This is a genomic window from Sphingomonas sp. LY54 (assembly GCF_035594035.1).
Classification (GTDB): Bacteria; Pseudomonadota; Alphaproteobacteria; order Sphingomonadales; family Sphingomonadaceae; genus Allosphingosinicella.
On record NZ_CP141588.1, the window covers coordinates 1362832 to 1389359 of the forward strand.

28 protein-coding genes and 1 tRNA gene are annotated in these 26528 nt (G+C 67.4%); 17 read left to right on the forward strand and 12 right to left on the reverse strand.

Annotated features, from left to right (window positions below; translation table 11 throughout):
• Position 1 precedes the first annotated feature (1 nt).
• The 3 genes from SH591_RS06895 (at position 2) to SH591_RS06905 (ending at position 2489) form a co-directional block, all read left to right on the forward strand.
• Positions 2-1840 (forward strand): DUF885 domain-containing protein, encoded by a 1839-nt coding sequence (locus tag SH591_RS06895; protein ID WP_416385215.1) that lies wholly within the window; start codon positions 2-4, stop codon positions 1838-1840.
• A gap of 125 nt (positions 1841-1965) precedes the next feature.
• A complete protein-coding gene (locus SH591_RS06900; RefSeq protein ID WP_322832183.1) occupies positions 1966-2145 on the forward strand; it encodes a hypothetical protein in 180 nt (59 codons plus the stop codon).
• A gap of 77 nt (positions 2146-2222) precedes the next feature.
• Positions 2223-2489 (forward strand): DUF3297 family protein, encoded by a 267-nt coding sequence (locus SH591_RS06905; RefSeq protein ID WP_322832184.1) that lies wholly within the window; start codon positions 2223-2225, stop codon positions 2487-2489.
• On the opposite strand, the gene SH591_RS06910 is transcribed toward SH591_RS06905, so the two are convergent.
• Entirely contained in the window at positions 2470-2793 is a 324-nt protein-coding gene (locus tag SH591_RS06910; protein WP_322832185.1) for a hypothetical protein, read from the reverse strand. The two genes, SH591_RS06905 and SH591_RS06910, sit on opposite strands and share 20 nt — an antisense overlap.
• 125 nt (positions 2794-2918) lie before the next feature.
• Between SH591_RS06910 and SH591_RS06915 the strand changes: the two genes are divergently transcribed.
• The 4 genes from SH591_RS06915 to ygiD all read left to right on the forward strand — a co-directional run bounded on the left by SH591_RS06915 (position 2919) and on the right by ygiD (position 6294).
• Positions 2919-4298, forward strand: a complete 1380-nt coding sequence (locus tag SH591_RS06915; protein ID WP_324751092.1) for an APC family permease — start codon at positions 2919-2921, stop codon at positions 4296-4298.
• A complete protein-coding gene (locus tag SH591_RS06920; RefSeq protein WP_322832187.1) occupies positions 4295-4858 on the forward strand; it encodes a class I SAM-dependent methyltransferase in 564 nt (187 codons plus the stop codon). Before SH591_RS06915 ends, SH591_RS06920 begins: the two co-directional genes overlap by 4 nt.
• Positions 4859-5002: 144 nt before the next feature.
• Positions 5003-5449 carry a hypothetical protein gene (locus tag SH591_RS06925; protein ID WP_324751093.1) on the forward strand — a complete coding sequence of 149 codons (447 nt, stop codon included), beginning with the start codon at positions 5003-5005 and terminating at the stop codon, positions 5447-5449.
• Between the two features lie 5 nt (positions 5450-5454).
• Positions 5455-6294: a 4,5-DOPA-extradiol-dioxygenase gene (gene ygiD / locus SH591_RS06930; RefSeq protein ID WP_322832326.1), complete on the forward strand. Its 840-nt coding sequence runs from the start codon at positions 5455-5457 to the stop codon at positions 6292-6294.
• Between the two features lie 4 nt (positions 6295-6298).
• Here the strand turns inward: ygiD and mnhG are convergent, their stop codons facing one another.
• The 9 genes from mnhG to SH591_RS06975 form a co-directional block, all read right to left on the reverse strand.
• Positions 6299-6688 carry a monovalent cation/H(+) antiporter subunit G gene (gene mnhG / locus SH591_RS06935; protein ID WP_324751094.1) on the reverse strand — a complete coding sequence of 130 codons (390 nt, stop codon included), beginning with the start codon at positions 6686-6688 and terminating at the stop codon, positions 6299-6301.
• Positions 6685-6966, reverse strand: coding sequence for a K+/H+ antiporter subunit F (locus tag SH591_RS06940; RefSeq protein WP_322832190.1), 282 nt, complete (start codon positions 6964-6966; stop codon positions 6685-6687). Before SH591_RS06940 ends, mnhG begins: the two co-directional genes overlap by 4 nt.
• Positions 6963-7451, reverse strand: a complete 489-nt coding sequence (locus SH591_RS06945; protein ID WP_324751095.1) for a Na+/H+ antiporter subunit E — start codon at positions 7449-7451, stop codon at positions 6963-6965. Before SH591_RS06945 ends, SH591_RS06940 begins: the two co-directional genes overlap by 4 nt.
• Entirely contained in the window at positions 7448-9073 is a 1626-nt protein-coding gene (locus tag SH591_RS06950; protein WP_322832192.1) for a monovalent cation/H+ antiporter subunit D, read from the reverse strand. Before SH591_RS06950 ends, SH591_RS06945 begins: the two co-directional genes overlap by 4 nt.
• Positions 9070-9408 carry a Na+/H+ antiporter subunit C gene (locus tag SH591_RS06955; protein ID WP_322832193.1) on the reverse strand — a complete coding sequence of 113 codons (339 nt, stop codon included), beginning with the start codon at positions 9406-9408 and terminating at the stop codon, positions 9070-9072. Before SH591_RS06955 ends, SH591_RS06950 begins: the two co-directional genes overlap by 4 nt.
• Positions 9408-12317: a monovalent cation/H+ antiporter subunit A gene (locus SH591_RS06960; protein ID WP_324751096.1), complete on the reverse strand. Its 2910-nt coding sequence runs from the start codon at positions 12315-12317 to the stop codon at positions 9408-9410. Before SH591_RS06960 ends, SH591_RS06955 begins: the two co-directional genes overlap by 1 nt.
• 138 nt (positions 12318-12455) lie before the next feature.
• Positions 12456-13334, reverse strand: coding sequence for a universal stress protein (locus SH591_RS06965; protein ID WP_324751097.1), 879 nt, complete (start codon positions 13332-13334; stop codon positions 12456-12458).
• Positions 13335-13421: 87 nt separating this feature from the next.
• On the reverse strand, positions 13422-13643 hold the full coding sequence (locus SH591_RS06970) for a CsbD family protein (RefSeq protein WP_324751098.1): 222 nt from the start codon (positions 13641-13643) through the stop codon (positions 13422-13424).
• 87 nt (positions 13644-13730) lie between these two features.
• Entirely contained in the window at positions 13731-13973 is a 243-nt protein-coding gene (locus SH591_RS06975) for a DUF6894 family protein (RefSeq protein WP_322832197.1), read from the reverse strand.
• A gap of 123 nt (positions 13974-14096) precedes the next feature.
• On the opposite strand from SH591_RS06975, the gene SH591_RS06980 reads away from it, so the two are divergent.
• On the forward strand, positions 14097-14516 hold the full coding sequence (locus tag SH591_RS06980) for a DUF1801 domain-containing protein (RefSeq protein WP_324751099.1): 420 nt from the start codon (positions 14097-14099) through the stop codon (positions 14514-14516).
• A gap of 77 nt (positions 14517-14593) precedes the next feature.
• On the opposite strand, the gene SH591_RS06985 is transcribed toward SH591_RS06980, so the two are convergent.
• A tRNA-Leu gene (locus tag SH591_RS06985) sits at positions 14594-14680 on the reverse strand.
• 105 nt (positions 14681-14785) lie between these two features.
• Between SH591_RS06985 and SH591_RS06990 the strand changes: the two genes are divergently transcribed.
• The 4 genes from SH591_RS06990 (at position 14786) to SH591_RS07005 (ending at position 17854) form a co-directional block, all read left to right on the forward strand.
• Positions 14786-15721: a complex I NDUFA9 subunit family protein gene (locus SH591_RS06990; RefSeq protein ID WP_324751100.1), complete on the forward strand. Its 936-nt coding sequence runs from the start codon at positions 14786-14788 to the stop codon at positions 15719-15721.
• A gap of 21 nt (positions 15722-15742) precedes the next feature.
• The gene (locus tag SH591_RS06995; protein WP_324751101.1) at positions 15743-16546 is read left to right on the forward strand and encodes an undecaprenyl-diphosphate phosphatase; all 804 of its coding nucleotides are present in this window, start codon (positions 15743-15745) and stop codon (positions 16544-16546) included.
• A gap of 100 nt (positions 16547-16646) precedes the next feature.
• Positions 16647-17108, forward strand: coding sequence for a hypothetical protein (locus tag SH591_RS07000; protein ID WP_324751102.1), 462 nt, complete (start codon positions 16647-16649; stop codon positions 17106-17108).
• A gap of 71 nt (positions 17109-17179) precedes the next feature.
• The gene (locus tag SH591_RS07005) at positions 17180-17854 is read left to right on the forward strand and encodes a glutathione S-transferase family protein (RefSeq protein WP_324751103.1); all 675 of its coding nucleotides are present in this window, start codon (positions 17180-17182) and stop codon (positions 17852-17854) included.
• 212 nt (positions 17855-18066) lie between these two features.
• Here SH591_RS07005 and ubiG read toward each other — a convergent pair whose 3' ends face one another.
• On the reverse strand, positions 18067-18801 hold the full coding sequence (gene ubiG, locus SH591_RS07010; protein ID WP_324751104.1) for a bifunctional 2-polyprenyl-6-hydroxyphenol methylase/3-demethylubiquinol 3-O-methyltransferase UbiG: 735 nt from the start codon (positions 18799-18801) through the stop codon (positions 18067-18069).
• Between the two features lie 66 nt (positions 18802-18867).
• Here ubiG and SH591_RS07015 point away from each other — a divergent pair, with 66 nt between their 5' ends.
• The 5 genes from SH591_RS07015 (at position 18868) to SH591_RS07035 (ending at position 26456) form a co-directional block, all read left to right on the forward strand.
• Positions 18868-20106 carry an aspartate kinase gene (locus SH591_RS07015; protein ID WP_322832440.1) on the forward strand — a complete coding sequence of 413 codons (1239 nt, stop codon included), beginning with the start codon at positions 18868-18870 and terminating at the stop codon, positions 20104-20106.
• A 2-nt stretch (positions 20107-20108) separates the two neighbouring features.
• The gene (locus tag SH591_RS07020) at positions 20109-21149 is read left to right on the forward strand and encodes an NAD(P)H-dependent flavin oxidoreductase (protein WP_324751105.1); all 1041 of its coding nucleotides are present in this window, start codon (positions 20109-20111) and stop codon (positions 21147-21149) included.
• A 146-nt stretch (positions 21150-21295) separates the two neighbouring features.
• The gene (locus tag SH591_RS07025) at positions 21296-23203 is read left to right on the forward strand and encodes a hybrid sensor histidine kinase/response regulator (protein WP_324751106.1); all 1908 of its coding nucleotides are present in this window, start codon (positions 21296-21298) and stop codon (positions 23201-23203) included.
• Positions 23204-23252: 49 nt separating this feature from the next.
• Complete coding sequence (ptsP, locus tag SH591_RS07030) at positions 23253-25523, forward strand: phosphoenolpyruvate--protein phosphotransferase (protein ID WP_324751107.1); 2271 nt, start codon at positions 23253-23255, stop codon at positions 25521-25523.
• Between the two features lie 117 nt (positions 25524-25640).
• Positions 25641-26456, forward strand: a complete 816-nt coding sequence (locus SH591_RS07035) for a helix-turn-helix domain-containing protein (protein ID WP_324751108.1) — start codon at positions 25641-25643, stop codon at positions 26454-26456.
• Positions 26457-26528 lie beyond the last annotated feature (72 nt).

Below are 26528 nucleotides of genomic sequence, written 5' to 3' on the forward strand. Positions count from 1 at the left end.
AATGAAGCTTGGTTTCACCGCGCTGCTCCTCGCCACTAGCGCCCTAGTCGCCTGCGCCGGTCCGCAGATGGCGTCGCCGCCGCCCACAGCGTCGGCGGCGCCCGCCGCCGACCCGGTTGCCGAGGATGCCCGCTTGCTCGCCTTCGTGGACCGCGCGTTCGACGAAGCGGTGGGGCTCAGCCCGGAAGCGCTGACCGGGCTCGGCATCAAGCAGGATTACGGCAAGCTCAACGATTATACCGACGCAGGCGCAGCCGAGGAGGTCGCCCTCTCCGAGCGCCAGCTCGCGGACATGAAAGCGCAGTTCGATCATGACGCCCTGTCGCCCGCCGGGCAGCTCACCTACCGCCTGTTCGAGGACAATGTCGAACGCCAGCGCCGCCAGCATCAGTGGCGCTCGCACCGCTTCCCGATCTCGACCAACGGCAGCCCCGCCGGCCAGATCCCGGTCTTCCTGATCAACCAGCACCGCGTCGACAATGTCGCCGATGCCGAGGCCTATGTCGCCCGCCTGCGCGAGGTCGAACGGGTCATGGGCGAGGTTTCGGCTCGCGTCCGCGCCCAGGCCGAGCGCGGCATCGTGCCGCCGAAATTCGTCTTCGCCCCGGTCCGCGCCGACGCGACCAAAGTCATCACCGGCGCGCCGTTCGGCCCCGGGCCGGACAGTACCGTCTTCGCCGACTTCAAGAAGAAGGTGGAGAAGCTCGATGCCCCCGCCGAGACCAAGGCGAAGCTAATCGCCGACGCCAGCGCCGCGCTCACTGGCCCGTTTCAGCGCGGTTATCGGACGATGTTCGCCGCATTGGATGCGATCGAGCCGAAGGCGAAGGGCAATGACGGCGCATGGAGCCTGCCCGACGGCGCCGCTTATTACGCCAACCAGCTCCGCTTCTCGACCACCACCGATCTCTCCGCCGACCAGATCCACCAGATCGGCGTCGACGAGGTGAAGCGCATCCAGGCCGAGATGGAGAAGATCAAGGAGCGCGTCGGCTTCAAGGGCACGCTCCAGCAATTCTTCGCGCACATCAAGGACGGCAAACAGTTCAAATATCCGAACAGCGAGGCCGGCCGCGAGCAATATCTGAAGGACGCCAACGGCTTCATCGCCCAGGCGATGGCGGTCGCACCGCGTTACTTCCACACGCTGCCGAAGGCGCCGCTCGAGGTGCGCGCGGTCGAGAAATGGCGCGAAAACACCGCCTCGGTCGCCTTCTACAACCAACCGACCCCGGACGGGTCGCGGCCGGGCATCTACTACGTCAACCTCAGCGACATGAACCAGGTACTGAAACCCCAGATCGAGGGCATCAGCTACCATGAGGGCGCGCCGGGCCACCATTTCCAGATCGCCCGCGCGATCGAGCTGCAGGGCGTGCCCAAGTTCCGTCGGTTCGGCTTCTACGGCGCCTATATCGAAGGCTGGGGCCTCTATGCCGAGCGGCTCGCCAAGGAGATGGGCTTCTACCAGGATCCCTATTCGGAATTCGGCCACCTCAGCCTCGAGCTTTGGCGCGCGGTCCGGCTCGTCACCGACACCGGCCTCCACGCCAAGCGCTGGAGTCGCGAGCAGGCGATCGCTTATTTCCGCGAGAATTCGCTGCTGTCCGAGCGCGACATTGTCAAGGAAGTGGAGCGCTACATCAACAATCCCGGCCAGGCGACGAGCTACAAGATCGGCCAGATCAAGATTCTGGAACTGCGCAGGAAGGCGCAGGCGGCGCTGGGGGAACGGTTCGACATACGCGACTTCCACGAGGCCGTCCTTTCGAACGGCGCGCTTCCGCTTGACGTTCTCGAGCAGCAGGTCAATGCCTATATCGCTTCGAAACAAGGCTGACAGGAGGACGTCATGGCCAAGGGTCAGATGAAAAAGAGCAAGGAAGCCCGCAAGCCCAAGAAGGAGGTTGCGAAAACGATCGCCGCCAAGCCTTCGACAAAGGGCACGGTCCGCAGCGACAGCTGATGGCCGAGCATTTCGTCCGGCACCGCCAGCCGTGGAAGAGCGAGGAAGTGGCCAAGCTCCGCACGCTGGCGGCAAAGGGCATGGGCCTCAAGGCCATCGCCAAGGCGCTCACCCGGAGCGAGGAATCCGTTCAGGACCGCGCTAAGATCGACAGCATCAAGATCGCCAAGCTGCGCTGATAGCGGGCTCTGCCGCCTTGGCATCGGCGCGCGCGCTGGCTAAGCGGGCGCCAAACCCAGCCTGAAAGCTAAGATCCATGACCGACACGCCTCCCGACCGCCTATCGCTCAACCCGCGCAGCCCGCATTTCAACGCCGACTTGCTCCGCCGCGGCGTCGGCATCCGCTTCAAGGGCGTCGAGAAGACCAACGTCGAGGAATATAGCGTCAGCGAAGGCTGGATCCGCGTCGCCGCCGGCCGCAGCCTCGATCGCCACGGCCAGCCGATGACGATCAAGCTGTCGGGCCCGGTCGAGCCCTATTTCCAGGACATCGCCGACGAAGCTACGCCAGAGCAGGAATAGCCTGCTCTGCGTCGGCCCGGGCGGGACCGAAGTCGACGGCAGCGGTGAACGCGCCGCCGATGCGGCCGGCCAGCGCCCAGCGGACCACTGCTTCGCGCGTGCCGAGGCCGGGGAGGACCAGTTCCACCGCGCTGCCGATCGCCACGAAGTCCTGGCATTCGGCCATGAAGCCTTGCGTCGAAAGGTTGCGCAGGGTCGCCGCCGCCATCGTGCCGTCCGCCAGCAGCAGGCTGGTCTCGATCGAGACCGCCGGGCGGGCGGGACGCGGCTTGTATTTCGCAGGGCTGACCAGCGACTGTTCCATGATTTCCCCGGGGAAGTTCGGGCCCACTAAGCGGTCCGTATCCTAACAAATCCTAAACAGATCGGCACCGATCCGGCGGCTTCTGGAACCGCCCGTTGAAATCGTGCGTCTATTTTTCTGTTGCCGTGCCGAGTCCAGCGGAGGGCGTAACGACCCGATCCCCTTCCCCGCATGCCGTTTCGCCGGACGCCGAAGCGCCCGGCCCGCGCCCGATGCTCGGCGCGCGCCACGTGTTCGCGATCATCATCGGGATCGTCATCGGCGCCGGCATCTTCCGAACGCCGGCGCTGGTGGCCGGCGCCGCCGGGAGCGAGGCCGCCTTCCTGCTCGTCTGGCTGCTCGGCGGGCTGCTCTCGACGGCCGGCGCGCTTTGCTATGCCGAGCTCGCCGCCGCCTTTCCGAGCGCCGGGGGCGACTATCATTTCCTTAGCCGCGCGTTCGGCCGGCGCGTCGGATTCCTCTATGCCTGGGCCCGACTGGCGGTGATCCAGACGGGATCGCTAGCCCTGCTCGCATTCCTGTTTGGCGATTATGCCGCCGCCATTCTGCCCCTCGGACCGCAGGGGCCGGCGCTCTACGCCGCGGCCGCCGTGATCGCGCTGACCCTGCTCAACTGGGTCCATGTCCGCTGCGGCACAGGCAGCCAGATCTGGCTCACCCTGTTCGAGGTCGCCGGGCTGGTCGGAATCGTCGCGGTGGCGTTCGCCCTCCCCGCCGCGCCGGCGAGCGCCGCCCCGGCTGCGGACAGCAGCTTCGGGCTGATGCTGGTGTTCGTTCTGCTGACCTATGGCGGCTGGAGCGAAGCCGCCTATGTCTCGGCCGAGCTGCGCGGCGGCGGGCGGCGCATGGCCTGGGTGCTGGTCTCCAGCCTGGCGCTGATCACCCTCCTCTATCTGCTGGTCAACTGGGCCTATCTGCGCGCGCTCGGGCTCGGCGGGCTCGCCGCCTCGGACGCGGTGGCGGCGGAGCTGGTCGAACGCGCCCTCGGTCCGGCGGGGGCCGTGGCGATCAGCCTGCTGGTCGCCGTCGCGGCACTGACCTCCGCCAACGCGACCTCGATCACCGGGGCGCGCACCACCTATGCGCTCGGCTGCACCTTTCCGCAGCTAAGCTGGCTCGGCCGCTGGCACGAGCGGGCCGGAACGCCGCGCAACGCCTTGCTCGCCCAAGGCGCGCTCGCCTTGCTGCTCGTCCTGGGCGGCGCGTTCGCGCGCGACGGCTTCCGCATGGCGGTGGAATATACCGCCCCCGTCTTCTGGTTCTTCCTCCTGCTCGTCGGACTGTCGCTGTTCGTCCTGCGGGCGCGGGAGCCGGACGCGCCGCGCCCGTTCAAGGTCCCGCTCTACCCGGTCCTGCCCGCGATCTTCTGCCTCACCAGCCTTTATCTGCTATATTCCAGCGTGGCTTATACCGGCGCGAGCGCGCTGGTCGGCGTCGCGGTGCTCGCCGCCGGCGCCCTGTTGCTTCTGTTCCTGCGCAACCCGCGTGCAGAGGAGACGCGATGATGAAGGCCCTGATCGCCATTTTTGCCGCCACGCTGGCGGCCGCCGCTCCGCAGGCGCCCGTCGCCGAGGCGCCTGCCCCCGGCCGTGCGCCCGACGTGATCTACGTGCCGACGCCCCAGCCGGTGGTCGAGGCGATGCTGCAGATGGCGAAGGTTCGCAAAGGCGACATATTGTACGATCTCGGCTCGGGCGACGGCCGCATCCCGATCACGGCGGCCAAGCTCTACCGCGTCCGCGCCACTGGCATCGACATCGATCCGCAGCGCATCGCCGAGGCGCGCGCCAATGCCGTGAAGGAAGGAGTCACCGGTCTCGTCACCTTCCGCGAGGCCGATCTCTTCCAGTCGGACTTTCGCGACGCATCGGTCGTCACCCTCTATCTGTTGCCCAGCCTCAACGAGAAATTGCGGCCCAAGCTGCTCGCCGAACTCAAGCCCGGCACGCGCATCGTCAGCCACGCCTTCACCATGGGCGACTGGGCGCCCGAGCAGACGCGCGAGATAGACGGGTCGATGATCTACGCGTGGACCATACCGCCGCGGAAGCCCGCGCGGCGATAGCCCTCCTACCCCCGCGAGCCCCGCCACGAGGAACCAAGGTCGGCGTCGACAGGTTGGGGCCACGGACGCCGTCGTGGTCACCCACCGGCGGATTGCGTGCCTATGTGGGCGTTTTGTCGTCTATCCCAGCGCGAAGGAAGTCTCATGGTCGATCCGACTCCGCGGCGCCGCCCGACATCCTCCTGGTTCCTGAGAGTCTTCGCCGTCTTCCTCGCCGTGATCGGCCTGGTCCTGTTCGCCGGCGGCGTATGGCTCGTCCTGCTCGGCGGCTCGCTTTACTACCTGCTCGCCGGCGCGGGCCTCGTCCTGTCCGGCGTACTCCTCTTCCGCGGCCGCGTGATCGGCGCCTGGCTCTATATCGGCGTCTTCCTGCTGACGCTGGCATGGGCGCTGTGGGAAGTGGGGCTCGACGGATTGGGCCTCGTCCCGCGGGTGATCGGACCAGCCATTCTGCTGGTCATGACCCTGCTCATCCTCCCGGTCCCCGAAGCGAGCTGGCGGCGCAGTCGTCACGGCACTCGGCCTCGCCTTCATCGCCGCAGCGACCGACGAGCCGATCGCCTACGCCTTGCCGAGGGAGTGACGCAGTGACCAGGATGCCCGCTTTGTTCATCGGCCATGGCAGCCCGATGAACGCGCTCGAGCGCAACGACTATACCGACGGATGGCGCACGCTCGGCCAGCGCCTGCCGCGGCCGCGGGCCCTGCTTGTCATTTCCGCCCACTGGTTCATCGGCGCAACCGCGGTCACCGCCATGGCGCGGCCGCGGACGATCCACGATTTCTACGGTTTCCCGCCCGATCTGTTCGCGTTCGACTATCCCGCGTCCGGCGCGCCCGACGTGGCCGAGGAGGTCGCGGAGGTGGTGAAGCCGCTCTGGGTCGGGCTCGATCATGACCAATGGGGCTTGGATCACGGCACCTGGAGCGTGCTCGCCCACCTTTATCCCGGCGCGGACGTGCCGGTCGTGCAGCTCTCGATCAACGCACTGAAGCCGCTCGAATATCATATCGAGCTCGCCGCGCGGCTCGCGCCGCTCCGCGACCGCGGCATCGCCATCCTCGGCAGCGGCAACGTCGTCCACAATCTGCGGCAGGTGCAATGGGACCGCCCCGACGCCGCCTTCGACTGGGCCGAGCGCTTCGACGACGCCGTCGTTGCCCAGCTGGCCGAGGCGCCGGGCGACATATTGAAGGTCGTCGAGCATCCCGACTTCGCGCGGGCGGTGCCGACGCCGGACCATTTCATCCCCCTGCTCTATCTGGCCGGATTGGCGGCCGAGGACGGCGGCGCCCAGGCGCTGCTGCGCGGCTACGCGATGGGATCGATCTCGATGACCTGCTACGGCGTCGGCACCGACGTGGGCCTGTGCGAGGACCCGGCCGGCGCCGCCGGCCTTCCGCCGGACGTGCCGCCCGATCAGACCAACATGTAGCCGATCAGGATTGCGTGACGTCGGCCGGCTCTTCGTCCGAGATGACGTCGGAGTCGGCGGGGGGCATGTCGATCCGGCGTTCGGCGCGGTCGCGGTATAGCGCTGCGCGGGCGAGCAGCATGAAGGTGACCGGCGTCGTCAGCGTGACGAATATGCCGATCAAAAGCTCGTGCACGGACGGGCGCGAGCGCAGCACCGAGAAGCACACGATCGACCCCAGAACGATCAGGGCCATGCCCATCGTGCTGCCCAAAGTCGGCGGGTGGACGCGGTCGTAGAAGCTCTTCATCCGCAGCAGCCCGAGCGAGCCGATCAGCGTGATCGCGCCGCCGGCGAGCACCAGCAAGGCGACGATGAAGGCCGCCCAGACGGGGAGGTCGGGTGCCTGGATCATTCGATCACCTCGCCGCGCATCAGGAACTTGGCAAGCGCGACCGTACCGACGAAGCCCAGCATCGAGATGATCAGCGCCGCCTCGAAATAGAGCGTGCGCCCGGTCTGGATGCCGAAGGTGAGCAGCATCAGCATCGCGTTCACATAGAGCGTGTCGAGCCCGAGCACCCGGTCCTGCGCGCGCGGCCCGACGAGCATGCGGTAGGTGGCGCAGCACATGGCGAGGCCGAGCATGACCTGCGCCGTCGTGATCGCCCATGCCAGCACGACGGTGGTCATGGCTCGAATATCTCCAGCAGCAGCGCTTCGTAGCGCCGCTTGATGAGGCGGATCCATTCCTCCTCGTCGACGAGGTCGAGCACATGGACGAGCAGGATGCCGCGGGCGCGGTCGAAATCGACCCAGCAGGTGCCCGGGGTGGCAGTGATGATCAGCGCCAGCAGGGTGAGGCCGTGGCGGTTGCGAAGGTCCACCGGCAGGCGGACGAAGCCGGACACGCGCTCTTTCCGTGGGAACAGCACGATCGAGGCGACGGCAAGGTTCGAGCGGACAATGTCGGCGGCGACGCTGCCGGCCAACTTGAAGACCGCGGGCACAGACCGGATCCTAGAGCGCTCCGGGCGCAGCGCCGCCATGGCGTGGGTCGCCAGGATGGCGACGATCCCGCCGAGCACGACTTGCCCCGGCGAGAAGGACTGCGTGAGCAGCAGCCACATCAGGAACAGGCCGGCAGCCAGCAAAGGATAGGGGATCCAGCGCCTCATGGCCGGGCGTCTCCGGCGGGCACCGCGCCGAGCACGGAGCTGATATAGCCGTGGCGGTCGCCGAGCGACTGGCCGGTCCGTTCCATATAGCGCATCGTCGGCCCCGCGAAGATCATCAGGCCGAGGCAGACGGCGAGCAGGAGGCCGACGGGCACCGCTTCGGCGATGTGCAAGGCGGGCTGCGGCTTGTCGGACGGAGTCCAGATGAGGTCGATGCCGGCGCGCGTGGTCGCCACCAGCGTCGCCAGCCCGGAGACGATGATCAGGCCGATCAGCCACCAGACCGGCGTTGCGATCGCGTCCTGGAGGCCAAGCAACCCATCGATGATCGCGAATTTGGCGACGAAGCCGGAGAGCGGCGGCAGGCCCGCCATCAGCAGGGTGCAGAAGACGAAGCCGCCGCCGAGGATGGCGATCGTCGCCGGGATAACGACGCCGACTTCGTCCTCGCCATTTTCCTCGAGCGATCCGGTATATTCATCGTCGAACACCGGTTCGGTTACGTTCTGAGGCCCGGCGTCCGCCTCGCGTCGCTCGACCAATTCGATCAGCAGGTAGAAGGCGCTGATTCCGAGCGTCGAGCTGACGAGGTAGAAGAGCGCGCCGCCGAGCACGTCGCCCTGACCGGCGCCGATCGTCGCCAGCAGCGTCCCCGAGGAGATCAGCACGCAATGGCCGGCGATGCCGGACAGGGTGCGAACCGCGAGCACGCCGATCGTGCCGTAGGCCATCGTCGCCATGCCGCCGAACAAGAGCCATTCCTCGCCGAAATTGGCGGTCCAGCCGACTTCGCCACCGAACAGCAGCAGGTAGACGCGCAGCAGCGCGTAGACGCCGACCTTGCTGAGGATCGCGAACAGGGCCGCGACCGGCGGGGCCGCCGCCGCGTAGGTGCGGGTCAGCCACAGGCCGAGCGGCCACATGCCCGCCTTGACCAGGAAGGCGATGCCGAGGATCGCCATGCCGCTCTGCAGCAACGCGAGGTCGGTGCCGACGACCGACGGAATCCGCACCGCGAGATCGGCCATGTTGAGCGTGCCGGTGACGCCGTAGATCAAGGCGGCGCCGATCAGGAAGAGCAAAGAGGTCGCGATGTTGATCGCGACATAGTGAAGCCCGGTCTTCACCCGCACCGTGCCGGAGCTGTGCAGCAGCAGGCCGTAGGAGGCCGCCAGCAGCACCTCGAAGAACACGAACAGGTTGAACAGGTCGCCGGTCAGGAACGCGCCGTTGAGGCCCATCAGCTGGAGCAGGAACAAGGCCTGGAAGCGCGGCCCGGCCCGGTCCCAGCGCGCGAGCGAGTAGACCAAAGACGTGAAGCCGAGGATGCTGGTCAGCACCAGCATCAGCGCCGACAGCCAGTCGATCACCAGCACGATCCCGAACGGCGCCGGCCAGTTGCCGATCAGATAGGCGGTCGTCGCCGGCTCGCCGGCAAAGCCGGCCGAAGCCGCGCCCTTCAGCAGCAGGATCGAGATGACGAGCAGGGCCGCGGTGGTGGCGAGGCCGATTGCCCGCTTCATCATGATCCGCCGCTCGTCGAACAGCAGCATCAGCGCGCAGCCGACCAGCGGCAGCAGGACCGGCGCGACGATCAGATGGTCGGTCCAGGCGCCGGTCATTCCGATTCCTCCCCGTCGACATGGTCGGTCCCGGTAAGGCCGCGCAGCGCGACGAGAATGACGAGCAGCAGCGCCGTCATCGCGAACGAGATGACGATCGCGGTGAGTACGAGGGCCTGAGGCAGCGGATCGACGTAATTGGCGGGATCGGCGGCGCCGGAGCCGACGATCGGCGGCGCGTCCACCTTCAGCCGGCCCATCGCGTAGATGAACAGGTTCACGGCGTAGGAGACGAGCGACAGCCCGACAACCACCTGGAAGGTGCGCGGGCGCAGGATCAGCCACACGCCCGATGCGGTGAGCACGCCGATGCCGAGCGCGAGGACGAGTTCCATCAGACCTGCTCCGGCTCGAGTTCGGTGCGGGACGCAGTCGGCCGCGGCCCGGCGGGCGTGCGGATCGACTGGTGGGCAAGCGCGATCAGGATCAGCGCGGTGGCGGCCACGACCAGCAGGAAGACGCCGAGATCGAACAGCAAGGCCGTCGCCATCGGCACCTGACCGAAGACCGGCAGATCGAGATAGCGGAACCAGGAGGTGAGGAACGGATAGCCGAACCACCAGGCACCCGCGCCCGTCGCCACCGAGATGAGGAGTCCGACGCCAACCCAGGGGAGCGGCCGCACCACCAGGCGCGCCTCGACGCTGCGCGTGCCCGACGCGATATATTGCAGGATCAGCGCGATCGACAAAGTGATGCCCGCCGCGAAGCCGCCGCCCGGCAGATCATGCCCGCGGATCAGCAGATAGACGGCCAGCACGATGATCACCGGGAACAGCCATTCCATGATGACCCGCGGCACGAGCAGATAGTCGCTCAAAGTGTCACCGAGCTTGCGGCCGTCCTGGGCCTCGTCGAACGCGTCCTGGAAGCGCTGCTGGTCGGGGCTGCGCACGCTCTCCCGCGCCGGGCGGAAACGCCGCAGCAGCGAGAAGACGGTCAAGGCGACGATCGCCACCACGCTGATCTCGCCGAGCGTGTCGAACGCGCGGAAATCGACCAGGATGACGTTGACGACATTCCTGCCGCCGCCGTCCGAATAGGAATGCTCGATGAAGAAGCGCGAGATCGTGTCGGGCAAGGGCCGCGTCATCACCGCATAAGAGAGCAAGGCCATGCCGAGCCCGGCCGCGACCGCGATGGCGAGATCGATCGCCCGGCGCATCCCGACCTTTCCGGGCGAGCGGCCTTCCGGCCAGATCTGCGGCAGCCGCTTGGGAAGCCAGCGCAGCCCGAGCAGCAGCAGCACGGTGGTCACCGTCTCGACCAGGAGCTGAGTGAGCGCAAGATCGGGCGCCGAGAGCCAAACGAAGCTGATGCAACTCACCAGCCCGGCCCCGGCGAGCAGGATCAGGGCGGCAAGGCGGTGATATTTGGCCTGCCACGCAGCACCGATCGCGCAGGCCCCGCCGACGAACCAGAGCACCGCGAAGCCCGGATCGACGATCGTGCCCGCGTCGCGGCCCGGGGCGTAACCGTAGCGCAGGAAGGGCAGCAAAGCGGCTAGGCAGGCGACGACGACCATCACCCGCAACTGCGGCTGGAGCCGGCGCGTGCCGATATAGGTCATCAGCCTGCGCGTGCCCGAGACGATGATCGACAACACGGTTTCGAACATGCGCCGGCCCTTCAGCCGGCCGAGCAGCGGCACCGCGCGCACCGCGTTCAGCCGCTCGCGGAACAGGATATAGCCGGCGGTCCCGAGCGCGAGCGCGGCGACGCTGAGCAGCAGAGGCTCGGTGAATCCGTGCCAGATGGCGAGACTGTAGACCGGCGTATCCTCGCGCAGGACAGACCGCACGGCGGTGTCGAGATAGGGTCCAATCGTCGCGGCCGGGAAGATCCCGACCACGAGGCAGGTGACGACCAATATCTCGATCGGCATGCGCATCCAGCGCGGCGCCTCCCGGGGAACGTGGGGCAAGCCCTCGGGAGGCGGGCCGAAGAAGGTCTGGTGGATGAAGCGCAGCGAATAAAGGACGCTGAACCCGAGCGCGATCGTGGCGACATAAGGAAGCGCCAGATCGAGGAACGTGTCGTTATAATCCTCGAGCGCCTCCGCCAGGAACATCTCCTTCGACAGGAAGCCATTGAGCAGGGGCACGCCCGCCATTGCCGCGGCTGCGACCATCGCCAACGTCGCCGTGATCGGCATGAAGCGGTAGAGGCCGCTCAGCCGCCGCAGGTCGCGAGTGCCGGTCTCATGGTCGATGATCCCGGCCGCCATGAACAAGCTCGCCTTGAACGTGGCGTGATTCAAAGTGTGGAAGATCGCCGCCACCGCCGCCAGCGGACTGCTGAGCCCGAGCAGGAGCGTGATCAGGCCAAGATGGCTGATCGTCGAATAAGCGAGCAGGCCCTTTATGTCCTGCTGGAACATCGCCGCCCAGGCCCCGAACACCAAGGTGACGAGGCCCGTGGTCGTGACGATGAAATACCAGGCCTCGGTTCCGGCCAGGACCGGCCACAGCCGGATCAGGATGAACACGCCCGCCTTCACCATCGTCGCCGAGTGGAGATAGGCCGAGACCGGCGTGGGGGCGGCCATTGCGTGCGGCAGCCAGAAATGAAACGGGAATTGCGCGCTCTTGGTGAAGGCGCCGATCAGGATCAGGATCAGGGCGGGCAGATAGAGCGGGCTGGCGCGGATCGCGTCGCCGGCGGCCAGCACGACGTCGAGATCGTAGCTGCCCGCGACCGTGCCGATCAGCAGCACGCCGACCAGCAGGCACAGGCCGCCGGCGGCGGTGACGATTACCGCCATGCGGGCCGCGCTGCGCGCCGTCTCGTTATGGTGCCAATAGCCGATGAGCAGGAAGGAGAAGAGGCTGGTCAGCTCCCAGAAGAAGACGAGCTGGACGAGATTGCCCGAGAGGACGAGGCCCAGCATCGAGCCCATGAAGGCCAGGAAGAAAGAGAAAAAGCGCGGGACCGGATCTTCGGGCGACATGTAGTAGCGCGCGTAGAGGACGACGAGGAAGCCGATCGCCAGCACCAGGAACGCGAAGATCCAGGACAGGCCGTCGAGCCGAAGCAGGAGATTGAGCCCGAGCGAGGGCAGCCATTCGAGCTCAGCCCGGACGATGGCTCCGTCGGCCACCGAGGAATAGAGATAGACCGCAAGCCCGGTGCCGGTCAGCGCGATCGCGCCGGCAAACACCCCCGCGATATTGCGCGCCCGCGCAGGGAGAAATGCGGCGAGGAGGCTCCCCAGGAACGGGAGCAATAGCAGGAACCACAACAAACTTCCGTCCGGCACTATAGTCCCGCTCTCCCATGCTCACGGATCGGGGCGACCCCGTTTTTTGCCTACTCTAGCAAACGCGTTTCCGTCGCAACCCCGCGCGGGCAAGTTTCGGGCCGCTTGAAAGAAATGGAGCGGTTACGGCCTCGCGGAGGCAGCGTCCTCCTCGTCCGCCGCGGGTACGACCAGCACGTCGCATGGGGCGTCGACCAGCACGTCCTGCGCCACGCTGCCCAGCATGAGCCGCTGCAGCCCCTTGCGCTGGTTGGTGCCGACCACGATCAAATCGACGTCCCGCTCCTTGGCGCAGCCGAGGATCGCCCCGGCCGGGGAGCCACGAGCCGGCCGCAGCAGCCGTTGCGGGCGCGGCGGCCCGACCTCCGCCAGGAACGCATCGAAGTCCGCGGCCGCCCGCCGCTCCTCCGCGCCGACATAATGATCGATCGCCGCCGGCACTTCCATGGCGCGCTTCATCATGCCGGCCGCCGGCGCATCGAACAGGTGCAAAGCGATCGCTTCCGATTGATCGAGCAGACCCAGCCGTCGCGCGCCCATCACCGCTGCTCGCGAAGCCGTGTCCAGATCGAGCGCGAGCAAGCTGCGGCGGTACGGGCCGGCCGGGACCGCATTGGCCATCAGCACGGGCCGGCGGCTGCGCCGGATCGTCCGCTCGGCTGTCGTCCCGACGAACATGTCGAGCAGCTGGCGACGGTGCGGGCCGACGACGATCAGGTCCGCATCCACCTCGTCCGCGGCCTGAAGGATCGCGGCAAAGGCATCGCCCGCCGCGACCGCGAAGTCGGCCGTGATGCCATCGACATCGGCGATGGCTTGGGTCGTCTCGCGCAGCAGAGTCGCAGCGGCGTCCCGCTGGGAAGCGATCATATAAGCGGGGCGATCGTCATCGACCGCATGGAGCAAGGTGAGGGTGGCGCCTGCAACGCGCGCGAGTAGGACCGCGCGAAGCAAGGCGCGGTCCGATCGGGTTGAAAAGTCGGTGGCGGCGAGGATCCGCATCTAACCTCCGCCGCTAAGGACCGCCTGACGGCTTATTGGTTCCGCCTGCGTGACCGGCGGGGCGAACCAAGCCGCCCCGCCGTCATGTCAGCGCTTGTCGCCGGTGACCTCGCGCGCCTTGTCCTTGAGGCCGCCCCAAGCGTTCTGGAGCTTGCCTTCGGCCTGGTCGGCCTGGCCTTCGCGCTTCATCTTTTCGTCGCCCAGAATGCCGCCGGCCGCCTCCTTGAGGTTGCCGCCCATCTTCTTGACGCTGCCTTCGGTGCGATCGGGATCGATGCCCGGGTCATTGTCGCGATCGTTCATCATCATCTTCCTTCTTTTGCTTGTCCTAACAACAAGCAGATCCGGAAAATGTTTCGTAAATCAAACATATAGGCGCCGTCGCAGGGACTCGGGTCACCGCATGCCTTCGATGATGAAGGCCTCGCGGAAGGTGACGGTCAGCACGTCCTGTCCGTCGGCGTCGGTGACGCGGATATAATGGTCGAGATTAAGACGCCCCTCATGGACGCTCTCGCAGACCAGGTCGCGCGCGCCGTTCACGGCAAAGTCGCGGGCAGCCGCGGCGTCGGCCAGTTCGGTCCCTTCGTCATCCTCGGCAACGATGTGATTGTGTATGTGAAAGTAGAAGCGCGGCATCGCCCGAAAGCGCACGAGCCCGTTACCGGTTCCGAAGCGAAACTGGGTTTTGCCAGGTCTTTCCTGTGCGCGGTTGCCGCCATACGCTATGCTGCAAGCACGACTTTGGGATGAGGCAAAGCGATGCAGCGAGACAAGGGCGAGACGGTCCGGCTCCTCTCCGGCGGCAATCCGCAAATTCCGAAGGGGGACGGCGACGCCCCCGTCCAGGCCTATATCGCCGCGATGCCAGGCTGGAAGCGCGCCGTCGGCGAGCGGCTCGACGCGCTGATCGCCGACAATGTGCCGGATGTGCGCAAGGCGGTGAAATGGAATTCGCCTTTTTACGGCGTCGCGGGACAGGGCTGGTTCCTGTCGTTCCACGTCTTCACCCATTATGTGAAAATCACCTTCTTCCGCGGCGCCGCGCTGGAGCCGCTCCCGCCGGGCGCGAGCAAGGACGCGCAAGTCCGCTACCTCGACCTGCGCGAAGGCCAGTTCGACGAAGCGCAGATCACCGACTGGGTGAAGCAGGCCGCCGCGCTGCCGGGCTGGATTCCTTGAGCTGTGCCCTTCGCTGAAGGCCGTCCGGCCTCAAGGACCGGGGCCCCGGAGGGCGGGTCGTGCCATGCAAAAGGAAATGGTGCCCAGAAGAGGACTCGAACCTCCACGCCCTTGCGAGCGCCAGCACCTGAAGCTGGTGCGTCTACCAATTCCGCCATCTGGGCACGGGGTAGGCGGCGCGCTTAGCGGGCCGCGAGCGCGCTTGTCAACGGTCTCCCGACCGGGCAATGGGGCGCCACGCAAATTAATCGATCGAGGAACGTAAGGAAATGGACCGGCTGGTCACTTTGTTCGGCGGCGGCGGCTTCATCGGCCGCTATGTGGCGCAGCAGCTCTACAAAGCGGGCGTCCGCGTCCGCATCGCCCAGCGCGATCCCCGGCAGGCCTATTTCCTGAAGCCGCTCGGCGGCCTCGGCCAGACCCAGTTCGTCCACGCCGACATCACCGATGAGCGCCATGTCGCTGCCGCGGTCGCGGGCAGCGACGCGGTCATCAACCTGGTCGGCATCCTCAAGGGCAAGTTCCACGCAGTCCATGTCGAGGGCGCGCGCAACGTCGCCGCGGCCGCTGCGGCGGCGGGCGCGGGCGCTTTGGTCCACGTCTCGGCGATCGGCGCCGACCCGGAAGGTGCGTCGGCTTATGGCCGCTCCAAGGGCGAAGGCGAGGCCGCCGTCCGCGCCGCCTTCTCCCCGGCAACGATCATCCGCCCCTCGGTCGTGTTCGGCCAGGAAGATAACTTCGTGAACCGCTTCGCCGGCATGGCCCGGGCGCTGCCGGTGCTGCCGGTCATTCGCGGCGCGGCCAAGCTGCAGCCGGTCTGGGTCGCCGACCTCGGCCGCGCGATCGCCGCTGCGGCGCTCGATCCGGATACCCATGCCGGCAAGACCTACGAGTTGGGCGGCCCGGAAGTGATCGAGATGGGCGCGCTCAACGAGTGGATCTGCAAGGCCACCGGCTACGACCGCAGCATCGTCCGGATCCCCGACGCAGTCGGCAGCGCGATGGCGCGGCTCACCGGCTGGCTGCCCGGCGCGCCGATCACCTGGGACCAGTGGCTGATGCTCCAGCGCGACAATGTGTGCGCCGATCCGAAGGCGGGCTTCAAGGCGTTCGGCTTCGCGCCCACCCCGCTCGCCGCGATTACCGAAGGCTGGCTCACCTCCTACCGCCGCAACGGCCGCTTCGCCGTCAAGCAGCCCTACTGACCCCTCCCGGCCGAGCAACTCATGACCAGCCCGATTCTGACGATCATCCTGCTCGGCATCATCGAGGGGCTGACCGAGTTCCTGCCGGTCTCCTCGACCGGACACCTGATCCTCGCCAGCACCCTGCTCGGTTTCGAGGGCGAATCGTCGATCGCGTTCAAGATCGCGATCCAATTGGGCGCGATCCTCGCCGTCGTGGTCGCTTATTGGGGCCGCTTCTGGAACGTCGCCAAGGGGCTGACCGTCGCCGACAAGCAGGCGATCGCCTTCACCCGCAATATCTTGATCGGCTTCCTGCCGGCGATGCTGATCGGCGCCTTCGCCTATGATGCCATCCGCGCCGCGCTGCAGACGCCGATGCTGGTCGCGGTGATGCTGGTCGTCGGCGGCATATTGATCCTGATCATCGAGCGGATGGTGAAGGAGGAGCGCTTCACCAGCGTCGAAGGGATGCCGACCCGCACCGCGATCGCAATCGGAATCGTCCAGTGCCTGGCGATGGTGCCGGGCGTCAGCCGTTCGGGCGCGACGATCATGGGCGCCCGCCTGATGGGCGTCGAGCGCAAGACCGCCGCCGAATTCAGCTTCTTCCTCGCCGTGCCGACCATGCTCGGTGCGACCGTTTACGCGCTCTACAAGGACCGCGACCTCCTCACCTTCGACGATCTCGGCGCGATCGCGCTCGGCCTCTTCATCTCGTTCCTGGTCGCGCTCGCGGTGGTGAAGGCCTTCGTCGCGATCGTGTCGCGCTACGGCTTCGGCCCCTTCGCCTGGTACCGCATCGTGCTGGGCAGTGTCGCCATGGTGTGGCTCTACCTCCGCTGACCATTCAGGAAAGGCTCATCGCGGCAGTGGCATAGCGGCAACCGAGTCGCATCAGCGGCGTTGATGACGCGCGCCCGTCCCAGCGCAGAGGAGCATTGGTTTGCGTAAGATCCTGATTGCCGCCGCCGGCACCCTGGCCCTGGCCGCGCCCGCATTCGCCCAGCCCGTCCCCGCCCAGCCGGATCCGGCCGAGGCGCCGGCCGCCTATCCCGACCCCGCGGACGACGCATTCACGCGCGCGCTCCCCCATCCCTACGACGTCGAGGAAGCCGGCGACACGCTCGGCCGCGCCGTCGGCGCGATTATGAACGTGCCGGTCGGCGGCGTCGTGCAGGCGGTCGACCCGACCGCGCGCGTCCGCCGCGACGAGACGCTCGGCGACCTCGCCCGCCGCGACGATCCCCGTGCCGAGGAGCGCATCCAGGACGAGATGCAGGTGCTGACCATGAAGATGGCCGACATGATGCGCCAGGTTGCGGTGGTCGCGCCGGTGCTGCGCCGCTCGCTCGCCGACCTCGAGCGCGACCTCGGCCGGGCGATCGACCCCGACCGCGGCTACTAATCGCCCTACCCCGTAAAAATCCCGTCCGGACCGGTGGACGCCGCGCCCCGGGACGCTAATGATCGGCGCCCATGTGGCAGCTCTATCAATTCCCGCTTTGTCCTTTCTCTCGCAAGGTCCGGCTCATGCTCGGCGAGAAGGGCGTGGCCCACGAGCTGGTGCGGGAATCGCCGTGGCAGCAGCGCGACGAATTCCTCGACATGAACCCGGCCGGCCAAACGCCGGTGCTGGTCGAGGCGCAGAAGGGCAACGTGCTGATCGATTCCGGCGCGATCTGCGAATATTTTGAGGAGACGATCGACAAGGCGCCGATGATCCCCGGCACCGCCGTCAACCGCGCCGAGGTGCGCCGCCTCGTCGCCTGGTTTGACGAGAAGCTCTATGGCGAGGTCGTCAATCCGTTGCTCGAGGAGCGGATGCGCAAGCGCCTCGTGAGCCGCGCCGCGCCCGACACCCGCGTGCTGCGCGAAGCGATGAAGATCGCCAACGCCCATCTCGATTACATGGATTATCTGCTCGACCATCGCCGCTGGCTCGCCGGCCCGGTGCTGAGCCTCGCCGACCTCGCCGCCGCCGCCCAACTCTCGGTCGCCGACTATCTCGGCGGCATCGATTGGCGCGGCCACAAGCAGACCACCGACTGGTATGCGGTGATGAAGTCGCGGCCGAGCTTCCGCCCCTTGCTCGCCGAGCGGATGGAGGTCATCGCTCCCCCCGCCCATTACGACAAGGTCGATTTCTTCTGAGCCGGGCGACGCCGTCACCCTAACGCCCAATCCCCTCTCCCTTGGAGGGAGAGGATACGGAGCCTTGGCGACGCAGGAGCCTAGGCGCAGTTGGAGGGTGGCAGCCGCGGCGAATATTCTCGACGGCCGCCACCCTCTCCCAGCTCCGCCTAAGGCTCGCCGAAGAGGCTCGGCAAGGCTGCGCAACCCTCTCCCTCGAAGGGAGAGGGGAACTAAGCCCTTTTCGCCGTCACCAGATAGTCGAGCGACTTGTTGTCGGAGAGGGTGAAACCGCGCGTCGCGGAGAAGGCGAGCCCGGTCACGTCGACCACCTCCAGCCCCGCGTCGCGCATCAGCGCGCAGGTCTCGTTCGGGGTCAGGAACTTCTCCCAGTCGTGCGTGCCGCGCGGGATGCGGCCGGTGCCCTCGGCGAGCGTGATCATCAGCAGCCGCGACAGGCTGGTGCGGTTCGGCGTCGACAGGATCAGCAGTCCGTCGGGGCCGAGCAGGTCGCCGAGCCCGCCGATGAAGCCGCGCGGATCGGTGACATGCTCGAGCACCTCGAGCGAGGTGACGAGGTCGAACGGCCCGGCCAGCGTCTCGACGCCGCCGACGCGATAGTCGATCGCCAGCCCCTGCCCCTCGGCATGGAGGCGGGCGGCCGCGATATTCTCCGGCGCCGCATCGACCGCGGTGACCTCCGCCCCGAGCCGAGCGAGCGGCTCGGCGAGCAGGCCCGCGCCGCAGCCGACATCGACCGCGCGCTTGCCGGCGAGCGGCGTCCGGCTGCATTCGTCGAGCCCCCAATGCTGGTCGATCCGGTCGCGTATATAGGACAGCCGCACCGGATTGAGCTTGTGCAGCATCGCCGAGGAGCCGTTCGGGTCCCACCATTCGGCCGCCATCCGGCCGAAATGCTTGGCTTCCTTCGGGTCGATCGTCGAGAGCGGTATGCTTGCATGTGCCATGGCGCCTCCCTATCAGGGCCGCGCTCTTTTTCCCACGCTCTTGTCAACGCCAGCCCAGCGAGTTCGATGGCCCGTATCGTCATGAAATTCGGCGGAACCTCGATGGCCGGCATCGAGCGCATCCGCCACGTCGCCAATCTCGTGAAGCGCGAGGCCGAGCGCGGCAACCAGGTCGCGGTCGTCGTCTCGGCGATGGCCGGCGAGACCGACCGCCTGGTCCAGCTCTGCCGCGAGGCCGCCTCGCTTTACGATCCCCGCGAATATGACGTCGTCGTCGCCAGCGGCGAGCAGGTCACCAGCGGCCTCCTCGCGATCACGCTGCAGGGCATGGGCCTCAACGCGCGCTCCTATATGGGCTGGCAACTCCCGATCCGGACCAGCGGCCATGCCGCCGCCTTGATCGAGGGCATCGATGCGGCGGTGCTGGAGCGCGTTTTTACCGAAGGCGGCATCGCTGTCATCCCGGGATTCCAGGGGGTGACCGACAAGGGCGACGTCACGACCCTGGGCCGCGGCGGTTCCGACACGTCGGCGGTGGCGCTGGCGGCGGCGATGAAGGCGGATCGCTGCGACATCTATACCGACGTCGACGGCGTCTACACGACCGACCCGCGCATCGTGCCGCGCGCGCGCAAGCTCGATCGGGTCACCTATGAGGAGATGCTGGAGCTTGCGAGCGTCGGCGCCAAGGTGCTGCAGACGCGCTCCGTCGGCCTCGCCATGCGCTACAACATGCCGCTCCAGGTCCTCTCCTCCTTCGAGGACAAGCCCGGCACCATGATCGTCGGCGACGACGCCATCGAGGACAAAGATATGGAACGCAACGTCATCACCGGCATCGCCTATGACAAGAACGAGGCGCGGATCACGCTGCTCGGCCTCTCCGACGAGCCGGGGACGGTAGCGGCGATCTTCGCCCCGCTGGCCGACGCCAACATCAACGTCGACATGATCGTGCAGAGCGTTGCCCGCGAAGGCGAGAAAAGGGATCTCACCTTCACCGTCCCCACCGCGTCGCTCGCCCGCAGCGTTGACGCCCTGCAACAGGTGAAGGCAGAGATCGGCTTCGACGAGATCATCACCGACATGAATGTCGTCAAGGTGAGCGCGGTCGGCGTCGGCATGCGTTCCAACGCCGGCATCGCCGCCCAGATGTTCCGCGCACTCGCGGACCGCGGCATCAACATTCTCGCCATCGCCACCTCGGAGATCAAAGTCTCTGTGCTGATCCCCGAGGAATATACCGAACTCGCCGTGCGCGTGCTCCACACCACCTACGGCCTCGACGCCGAACCGACGGAATGACCATGAACGACGTCACCAATTCTACCGGCCACGACCGCCTCAAGCGCCTGATGAAGCGCGGCACCGATTTCCTCGGCTGCGAAGTCGCCATCATGGGCGGCGCGATGAGCTGGATCTCGGAGCGCAACCTCGTTTCCGCCATCTCTAACGCCGGCGGCTTCGGCGTGATCGCCTGCGGCGCCATGACTCCCGACCTGCTCGATACCGAGATCGCCGAGACCAGGAAGCGCACCGACCGGCCGTTCGGCGTCAATCTCATCACCATGCACCCGCAATTGTTCGACCTGATCGACGTGTGCGCCAAGCATAAGGTCGGCCACGTCGTGTTCGCGGGCGGGCTGCCGCCGACGGGCGCGATCGACCGGGTCAAGCAATCGGGCGCGAAGATGGTCTGCTTCGCCCCCGCGCTCGCGCTCGCCAAGAAGCTGATCCGCTCAGGCGTCGACGCGCTCGTCATCGAGGGCATGGAGGCCGGCGGCCATATCGGCCCGGTCTCGACCTCGGTGCTCGCCCAGGAGATCTTGCCGGAGGTGGCGGCGGACATTCCCGTCTTCGTCGCCGGCGGCATCGGCCGCGGCGGGCTCATGGCCGGCTATCTGGAAATGGGCGCCTCCGGCGTCCAGCTCGGCACCCGCTTCGTCTGCGCGCACGAATGCATCGCCCATCCGAACTTCAAGAAGGCGTTCATCCGCGCCTCGGCGCGCGACGCGATTCCGTCGGTCCAGATCGACCCGCGCCTGCCGGTCATCCCCGTGCGCGCGATCCGCAACCGCGAGATGGAGGCCTTCGCCGCCAAGCAGCGCGAGGTCGCCCAGCTTCTCGACGAGGGCAAGGTCGAGATGGGCGAGGCCCAGCTCCAGATCGAGCATTATTGGGCCGGCGCGCTCCGCCGCGCCGTGATCGAAGGCGATGTCGAGAGCGGCTCGATCATGGCCGGGCAGTCGGTCGGCATGGTCAAGGAAGAGGCGCCGGTCGCGACCATCATCTCCAACCTGATCGACGAGGCCGCGCAGGCGCTGGAGCGCCGCGCGATTCACGCCTGAGGCCGCCCGCGGTCCTTGGCCGCGGCGTCCCGGCTGGAGACGTCCGCGGCTAAGGCCTTGATCCGGTACGCCCGGCGCGTACAAGCGAATCGGGCGGGGGATAAACTTTTGTTGGGGCGTCCGCTCCGGCTCCGCTCAGGATGATCATGGCCGACGCGACTCAGTTCGATTCCCACGTCTCCGAGCAGCGCTTCCAGCTGCTGGTCAATTCCGTGACCGACTACGCCATCTACATGCTGGACCCGAACGGGCATATCGCCACCTGGAATGCGGGCGCGCGCCAGTTCAAGGGCTATGAAGAGCACGAGATCATCGGCGAGCATTTCTCGCGCTTCTTCACCGACGAGGATCGCGCCGCCGGACGGCCCGCCAAGGCCCTTGCCACTGCCGCCCGCGAAGGCAGATTCGAGTCCGAAGGCTGGCGCGTCCGCAAGGACGGCACCCACTTCTGGGCCCATGTCGTCATCGATCCGATCCGTGGCGACAGCGGCAAATTGCTCGGTTTCGCCAAGATCACCCGCGACATCACCGAGAAGCGCGCGGCCGAACAGGAATTGCAGAACAGCGAGCGGCGCTTCCGCATGCTCGTCCAGGGCGTGCGCGATTACGCCATCTACATGCTCGACACCGAAGGCCGGGTGAGCAACTGGAACACCGGCGCGGAGGCGATCAAGGGCTACACGGCGCAGGAGATTGTCGGCCAGCATTTCTCGCTTTTCTACACCGACGAGGACCGCGCTTCGGGCGAGCCGGCCCGGGCGCTCGAGACCGCGCGGCGCGAAGGCAAATATGAGAGGGAGGCCTGGCGCGTCCGCAAGGACGGCACCCATTTCTGGGCGAGCGTGGTGCTCGACCCGATCTATGGCGAGGACGGGGATCTGGTCGGCTACGCCAAGGTCACCCGCGACCTTACCGAGCGCAAGCTCTCCGAGCAGGAACTGGAGGAAGCGCGCGCCGCGCTCGTCCAGTCCCAGAAGCTGCAGGCCCTGGGCGAGCTCACCGGCGGCATCGCCCATGACTTCAACAACCTGATGACCGTGATCCGCGGCTCGGCCGAATTACTCCAGCGCGCCGAGCTCAGCGAAGAGAAGAAGCAGCGCTATCTGCGGGCGATCGTCGAGACTGCCGACCGCGCCGCCACGCTCACCAGCCATCTGCTCGCCTTCGGCCGCCGCCAGCCGCTCAAGCCCGAGGTGATCGATCTCAACATCCGCCTCGACGCTTTTGCCGACGTGCTCGCGCGCACGCTCGGCGCGCCCATCGAAGTCCGCCTCGACCTGGCACCCTCGCTCTGGCTGACCGAGGCGGATTCGGCACAGCTCGAGACCGCCTTGCTCAACGCCGCCTTCAACGCGCGCGACGCCATGCCCGACGGCGGCACCCTCACCCTTTCGACGCGCAACGTGCCCGGCGACCCGGACCGGATCTGCATCTCTATCGCCGATACCGGCGAAGGCATGCCGCCCGAAGTGGCGCAACGGGCGTTCGAACCGTTCTTTACCACCAAGCCGGTCGGCAAGGGCACCGGGCTCGGCCTCAGCCAGATCCACGGCTTCGCGGCCCAGACCGGCGGCGAAGCGACGATCGAATCCGAGGCGGCCCAGGGCACGACCATCAACCTCTTCCTGCCGCGCACAGACAAGATTGCGGCGGCCGCGCCTGAGGCCATCGAAAGCGATCGCACCCGCACCGGCCTGACCGTCCTCCTGGTCGAGGACAATGCTCATGTCCGCGAGTTCGCCGAGCATTTGCTGGCCGACCTGCATTATCGCGTGATCAGCGCCGATTGCGCCGAGGCGGCGCTGGAAATGCTGGAGCGCGAGCCGGCCGACATCGTCTTCACCGACGTCGTCATGCCGGGCGCGTCCGGGATCGATCTCGCGCGCGCCATCAACGAAAAGCACCCGGCGTTGCCGGTGCTTCTGGCAAGCGGCTACAGCGACGAGATATTCGGCGGCGCGGCGGCCGAATTCCCGATCCTGCAGAAGCCCTATGGTGTGGAGTCGCTCGGTGCCGCGCTCGCCCGGGCGCTGGAGCAGGCGCCGGGCCAGTGACAATTGCCCGGCCATTGGAAGCCGGGTTCCTTTCTGTTAGCCCCGGTCCATGATCGGCAGCTCCGTCGCCTCAGCCCGCGAGATCCTGACCGGCCTTCACGACGTGATGGCCTCGCGTGCCGGCGCCCAGGCCAAGCTCAACAAGGTCGTCAAGATCATCGCCGACGCGATGGCGAGCGAGGTCTGCTCGATCTATTTGCTGCGCGACGGGCTGCTCGAGCTCTACGCCACCGTCGGCCTCAACCAGGGCGCCGTCCACGTCACCAAGCTGGCGATGGGCGAGGGCCTGGTCGGCACCATCGCCGAGCAGGTAGCGGTGCTCAATCTCGACGAGGCGACGCGCCACCCGGAATTCGCCTACCGGCCGGAGACGGGCGAGGAACTGTACCACAGCTTCGCCGGCGTCCCGATCGTCCGGCGCGAGCGCGCGATCGGCGTGCTCTGCGTCCAGCACGCCGACCCGCGCGCCTATGTCGACGTCGAGATCGAGGCGCTGCAGACCGTCGCGATGGTGCTCAGCGAGTTGATCGGCGCCGCCGGGCTCGCCGACAAGGCAAGCGAAGGCGCCTCCACGCGCGACCTCGGCTCGGTCGGCCTGTCAGGGCTGAAGCTGGTCGCCGGCATGGCGCGCGGCAACGCCGTCTATCACCAGCCGCGCATCCTCATCGAGCATACCGTCGCCGAGGATACCGAGGCCGAACGCCAGCGCGTCTATTCCGCCTTCCGCAAGATGCGCGAGCAGATCGACACGATGACCAGCCAGGCCGAATTCGGCACCGCCGGCGAGCATCAGGAGATCCTCCAGACCTACAAGATGTTCGCCTATGACGAGGGCTGGTCGCGGCGCATCAACGAGGCGATCGACAGCGGCCTCACCGCCGAGGCGGCGATCGAGCGCGTGCAGCAGCGCACGCGGATGCGGATGCGCGAGATCGACGATCCCCTGCTCGCCGAGCGGATGCACGATCTCGACGACCTCGCCAACCGTCTGCTCCGCATCGTCTCCGGCCGGCTCGGCACCGCCGCCCAGATGGGCCTGCAGAGCGATACGATCCTGATTGCGCGCAATCTCGGCCCGGCCGAACTGCTCGAATATGACCGGCGGCGCCTGAAGGGCGTGATCCTGGAGGAAGGGTCGCTGACCTCGCACGTCGTGATCGTCGCCCGGGCGATGGGCGTGCCGATGCTCGGCCGCGTCCGCGACGTCCGCCAGGTCATCAACGAGGGCGACCATATCCTGCTCGACGCCGACGGTTCCCAGGCGTTGGTGCGGCCGGCGCCCGCCCTCGAGCGCAGCTTCGACGCGCGGCTCGTCGTCACCCAGAAGCGCCGCGCCGAATTCGCCGCCACCAAGGATTTGCCGCCCGTCACCAAGGACGGCCAGCGCATCACGGTATTGATCAACGCCGGTCTGCGCGACGATGTCGGCGCGATCGACCTCACCGGCGCCGACGGCATCGGCCTGTTCCGCACCGAATTCCAGTTCCTCGTCTCCGCGACCTTGCCGCGCCGCGAGAGCCAGCAGCGCCTCTACCGCTCAGTGCTGGAGGATGCCGGCGACAAGCCGGTCATCTTCCGCACCGTCGACATCGGCGGCGACAAGGCACTGCCCTATCTGAGCGCCAGCGAACATCAGGAAGAGAATCCGGCGATGGGCTGGCGCGCGCTTCGCCTCGCCCTCGACCGCGATGGCCTGATGAAGGCGCAGGCCCGCGCCTTGCTCGAGGCCGGCGCCGGCCGCGAGATCAGCATCATGTTCCCGATGGTGTCGGAGCCGTGGGAGTTCGACGAGGCCAAGGCGCTGGTCGAATCCCAGCGCGCCATCCTCGCCGCACGCAAGAAAATGCTGCCCACCAATATCCGCTACGGCGCGATGCTGGAGGTGCCGGCGCTTGCCGAGGCGCTCGACATATTGCTGCCGCGGCTCGATTTCCTGTCGATCGGCACCAACGATCTCACCCAGTTCCTGTTCGCCGCCGATCGCGCCCACCCGCGCCTCGCCGAGCGCTACGACTGGCTGTCGCCGGCCGTGCTCCGCTTCCTGCGCCGCATCGTCCGTGCCGCCGACGCGCACAATGTCCCGGTCGGCGTCTGCGGCGAGATGGGCGGCCGCACGCTCGAGGCGATGGCGCTGATCGGCCTCGGCCTGCGCCGCTTGTCGATCACGCCGGTCGCGGTCGGGCCGGTCAAGGCCATGATCCGCTCGCTCGATCATGCCAAGCTGACGCCGATGGTCCACGATCTGCTCGACAACCCGCCCGCCGATCTGCGCGCGGCTTTGGTCGACTGGGCAGAAAAACACGGGGTTTCGACAGGTTGACGTTGCAGCCCGTCTATCAGAGGCAGATAGGGGCCGCGGTTGACAACAACCGGGCTCTGGAGTGTGTTGATCCAAATTAATTCGAGAGCCGGCGCGACCGGCCCCAGGGGTGCGTGAATGAGTGATGCCGACCACGACAAGGTGCTTTCGAACCCGGTCGGCGTGCGCCTTCGCGCCGCCCGCGAAGCCAAGGGCCTGACCCTCGACGACGTCGCCCGCCAGACGCGCATCCCGACCCGCCACCTCCAGCATATCGAGGACGGCGAGTGGGATGCCCTCCCCGCCACCACCTACAGCGTCGGCTTCGCCCGCTCCTACGCCAATGCGATCGGCCTCAACGGCAACGAGATCGGCGCCGAGGTCCGCGAACTGCTCGGCGCCACCCCGACTTATGCCGCCCCGGCCACCGCTTATTACGAGCCCGCCGACCCGGCCCGCGTCCCGCCGCGTTCGCTCGCCTGGGTCGCCGCCGCGATCGCCCTGCTGCTCGTGATCGGCTACATGGTCTGGCGCAGCGGTTCGGTCGACGACAGCGCGGCGCCGGACGCCGATCTGGTCGCCGCCGAGACCCAGGTGCCGCCGCCCGCCGCGCCGCAGCCCGAGGCAGCGCCGGCTCCCGTCACCGGCCCGGTCGTGCTCACCGCCACCGACGACGTCTGGCTGCGCATCTACGAGGGCAATGGCGGGCCGCGCATCCGCGAGGCGACGCTGAAGGCCGGCGAGCGCTACGAAATCCCCGCCACCGCCAAGGCGCCGCAGATCCTGACCGGCCGTCCGGACGCGCTGCGCGTCACCGTCGGCACGACCGAGATTCCGCAGCTCGGGCCGGCGCAGAAGACGATCGCCGACGTCAGCCTGCTGCCCGCCGACCTGCTCGCGCGCCTGCCCGGCGCCCAGCCGGCGGCGCCGGTTGCCCCGGGAACGCCCCAATAGCGTTGAACACTCGCGCTGATAGTCGCGTTGGTACGGCACGCTTAATGCTGGCGACAGGCTCGCTCTCTTAGT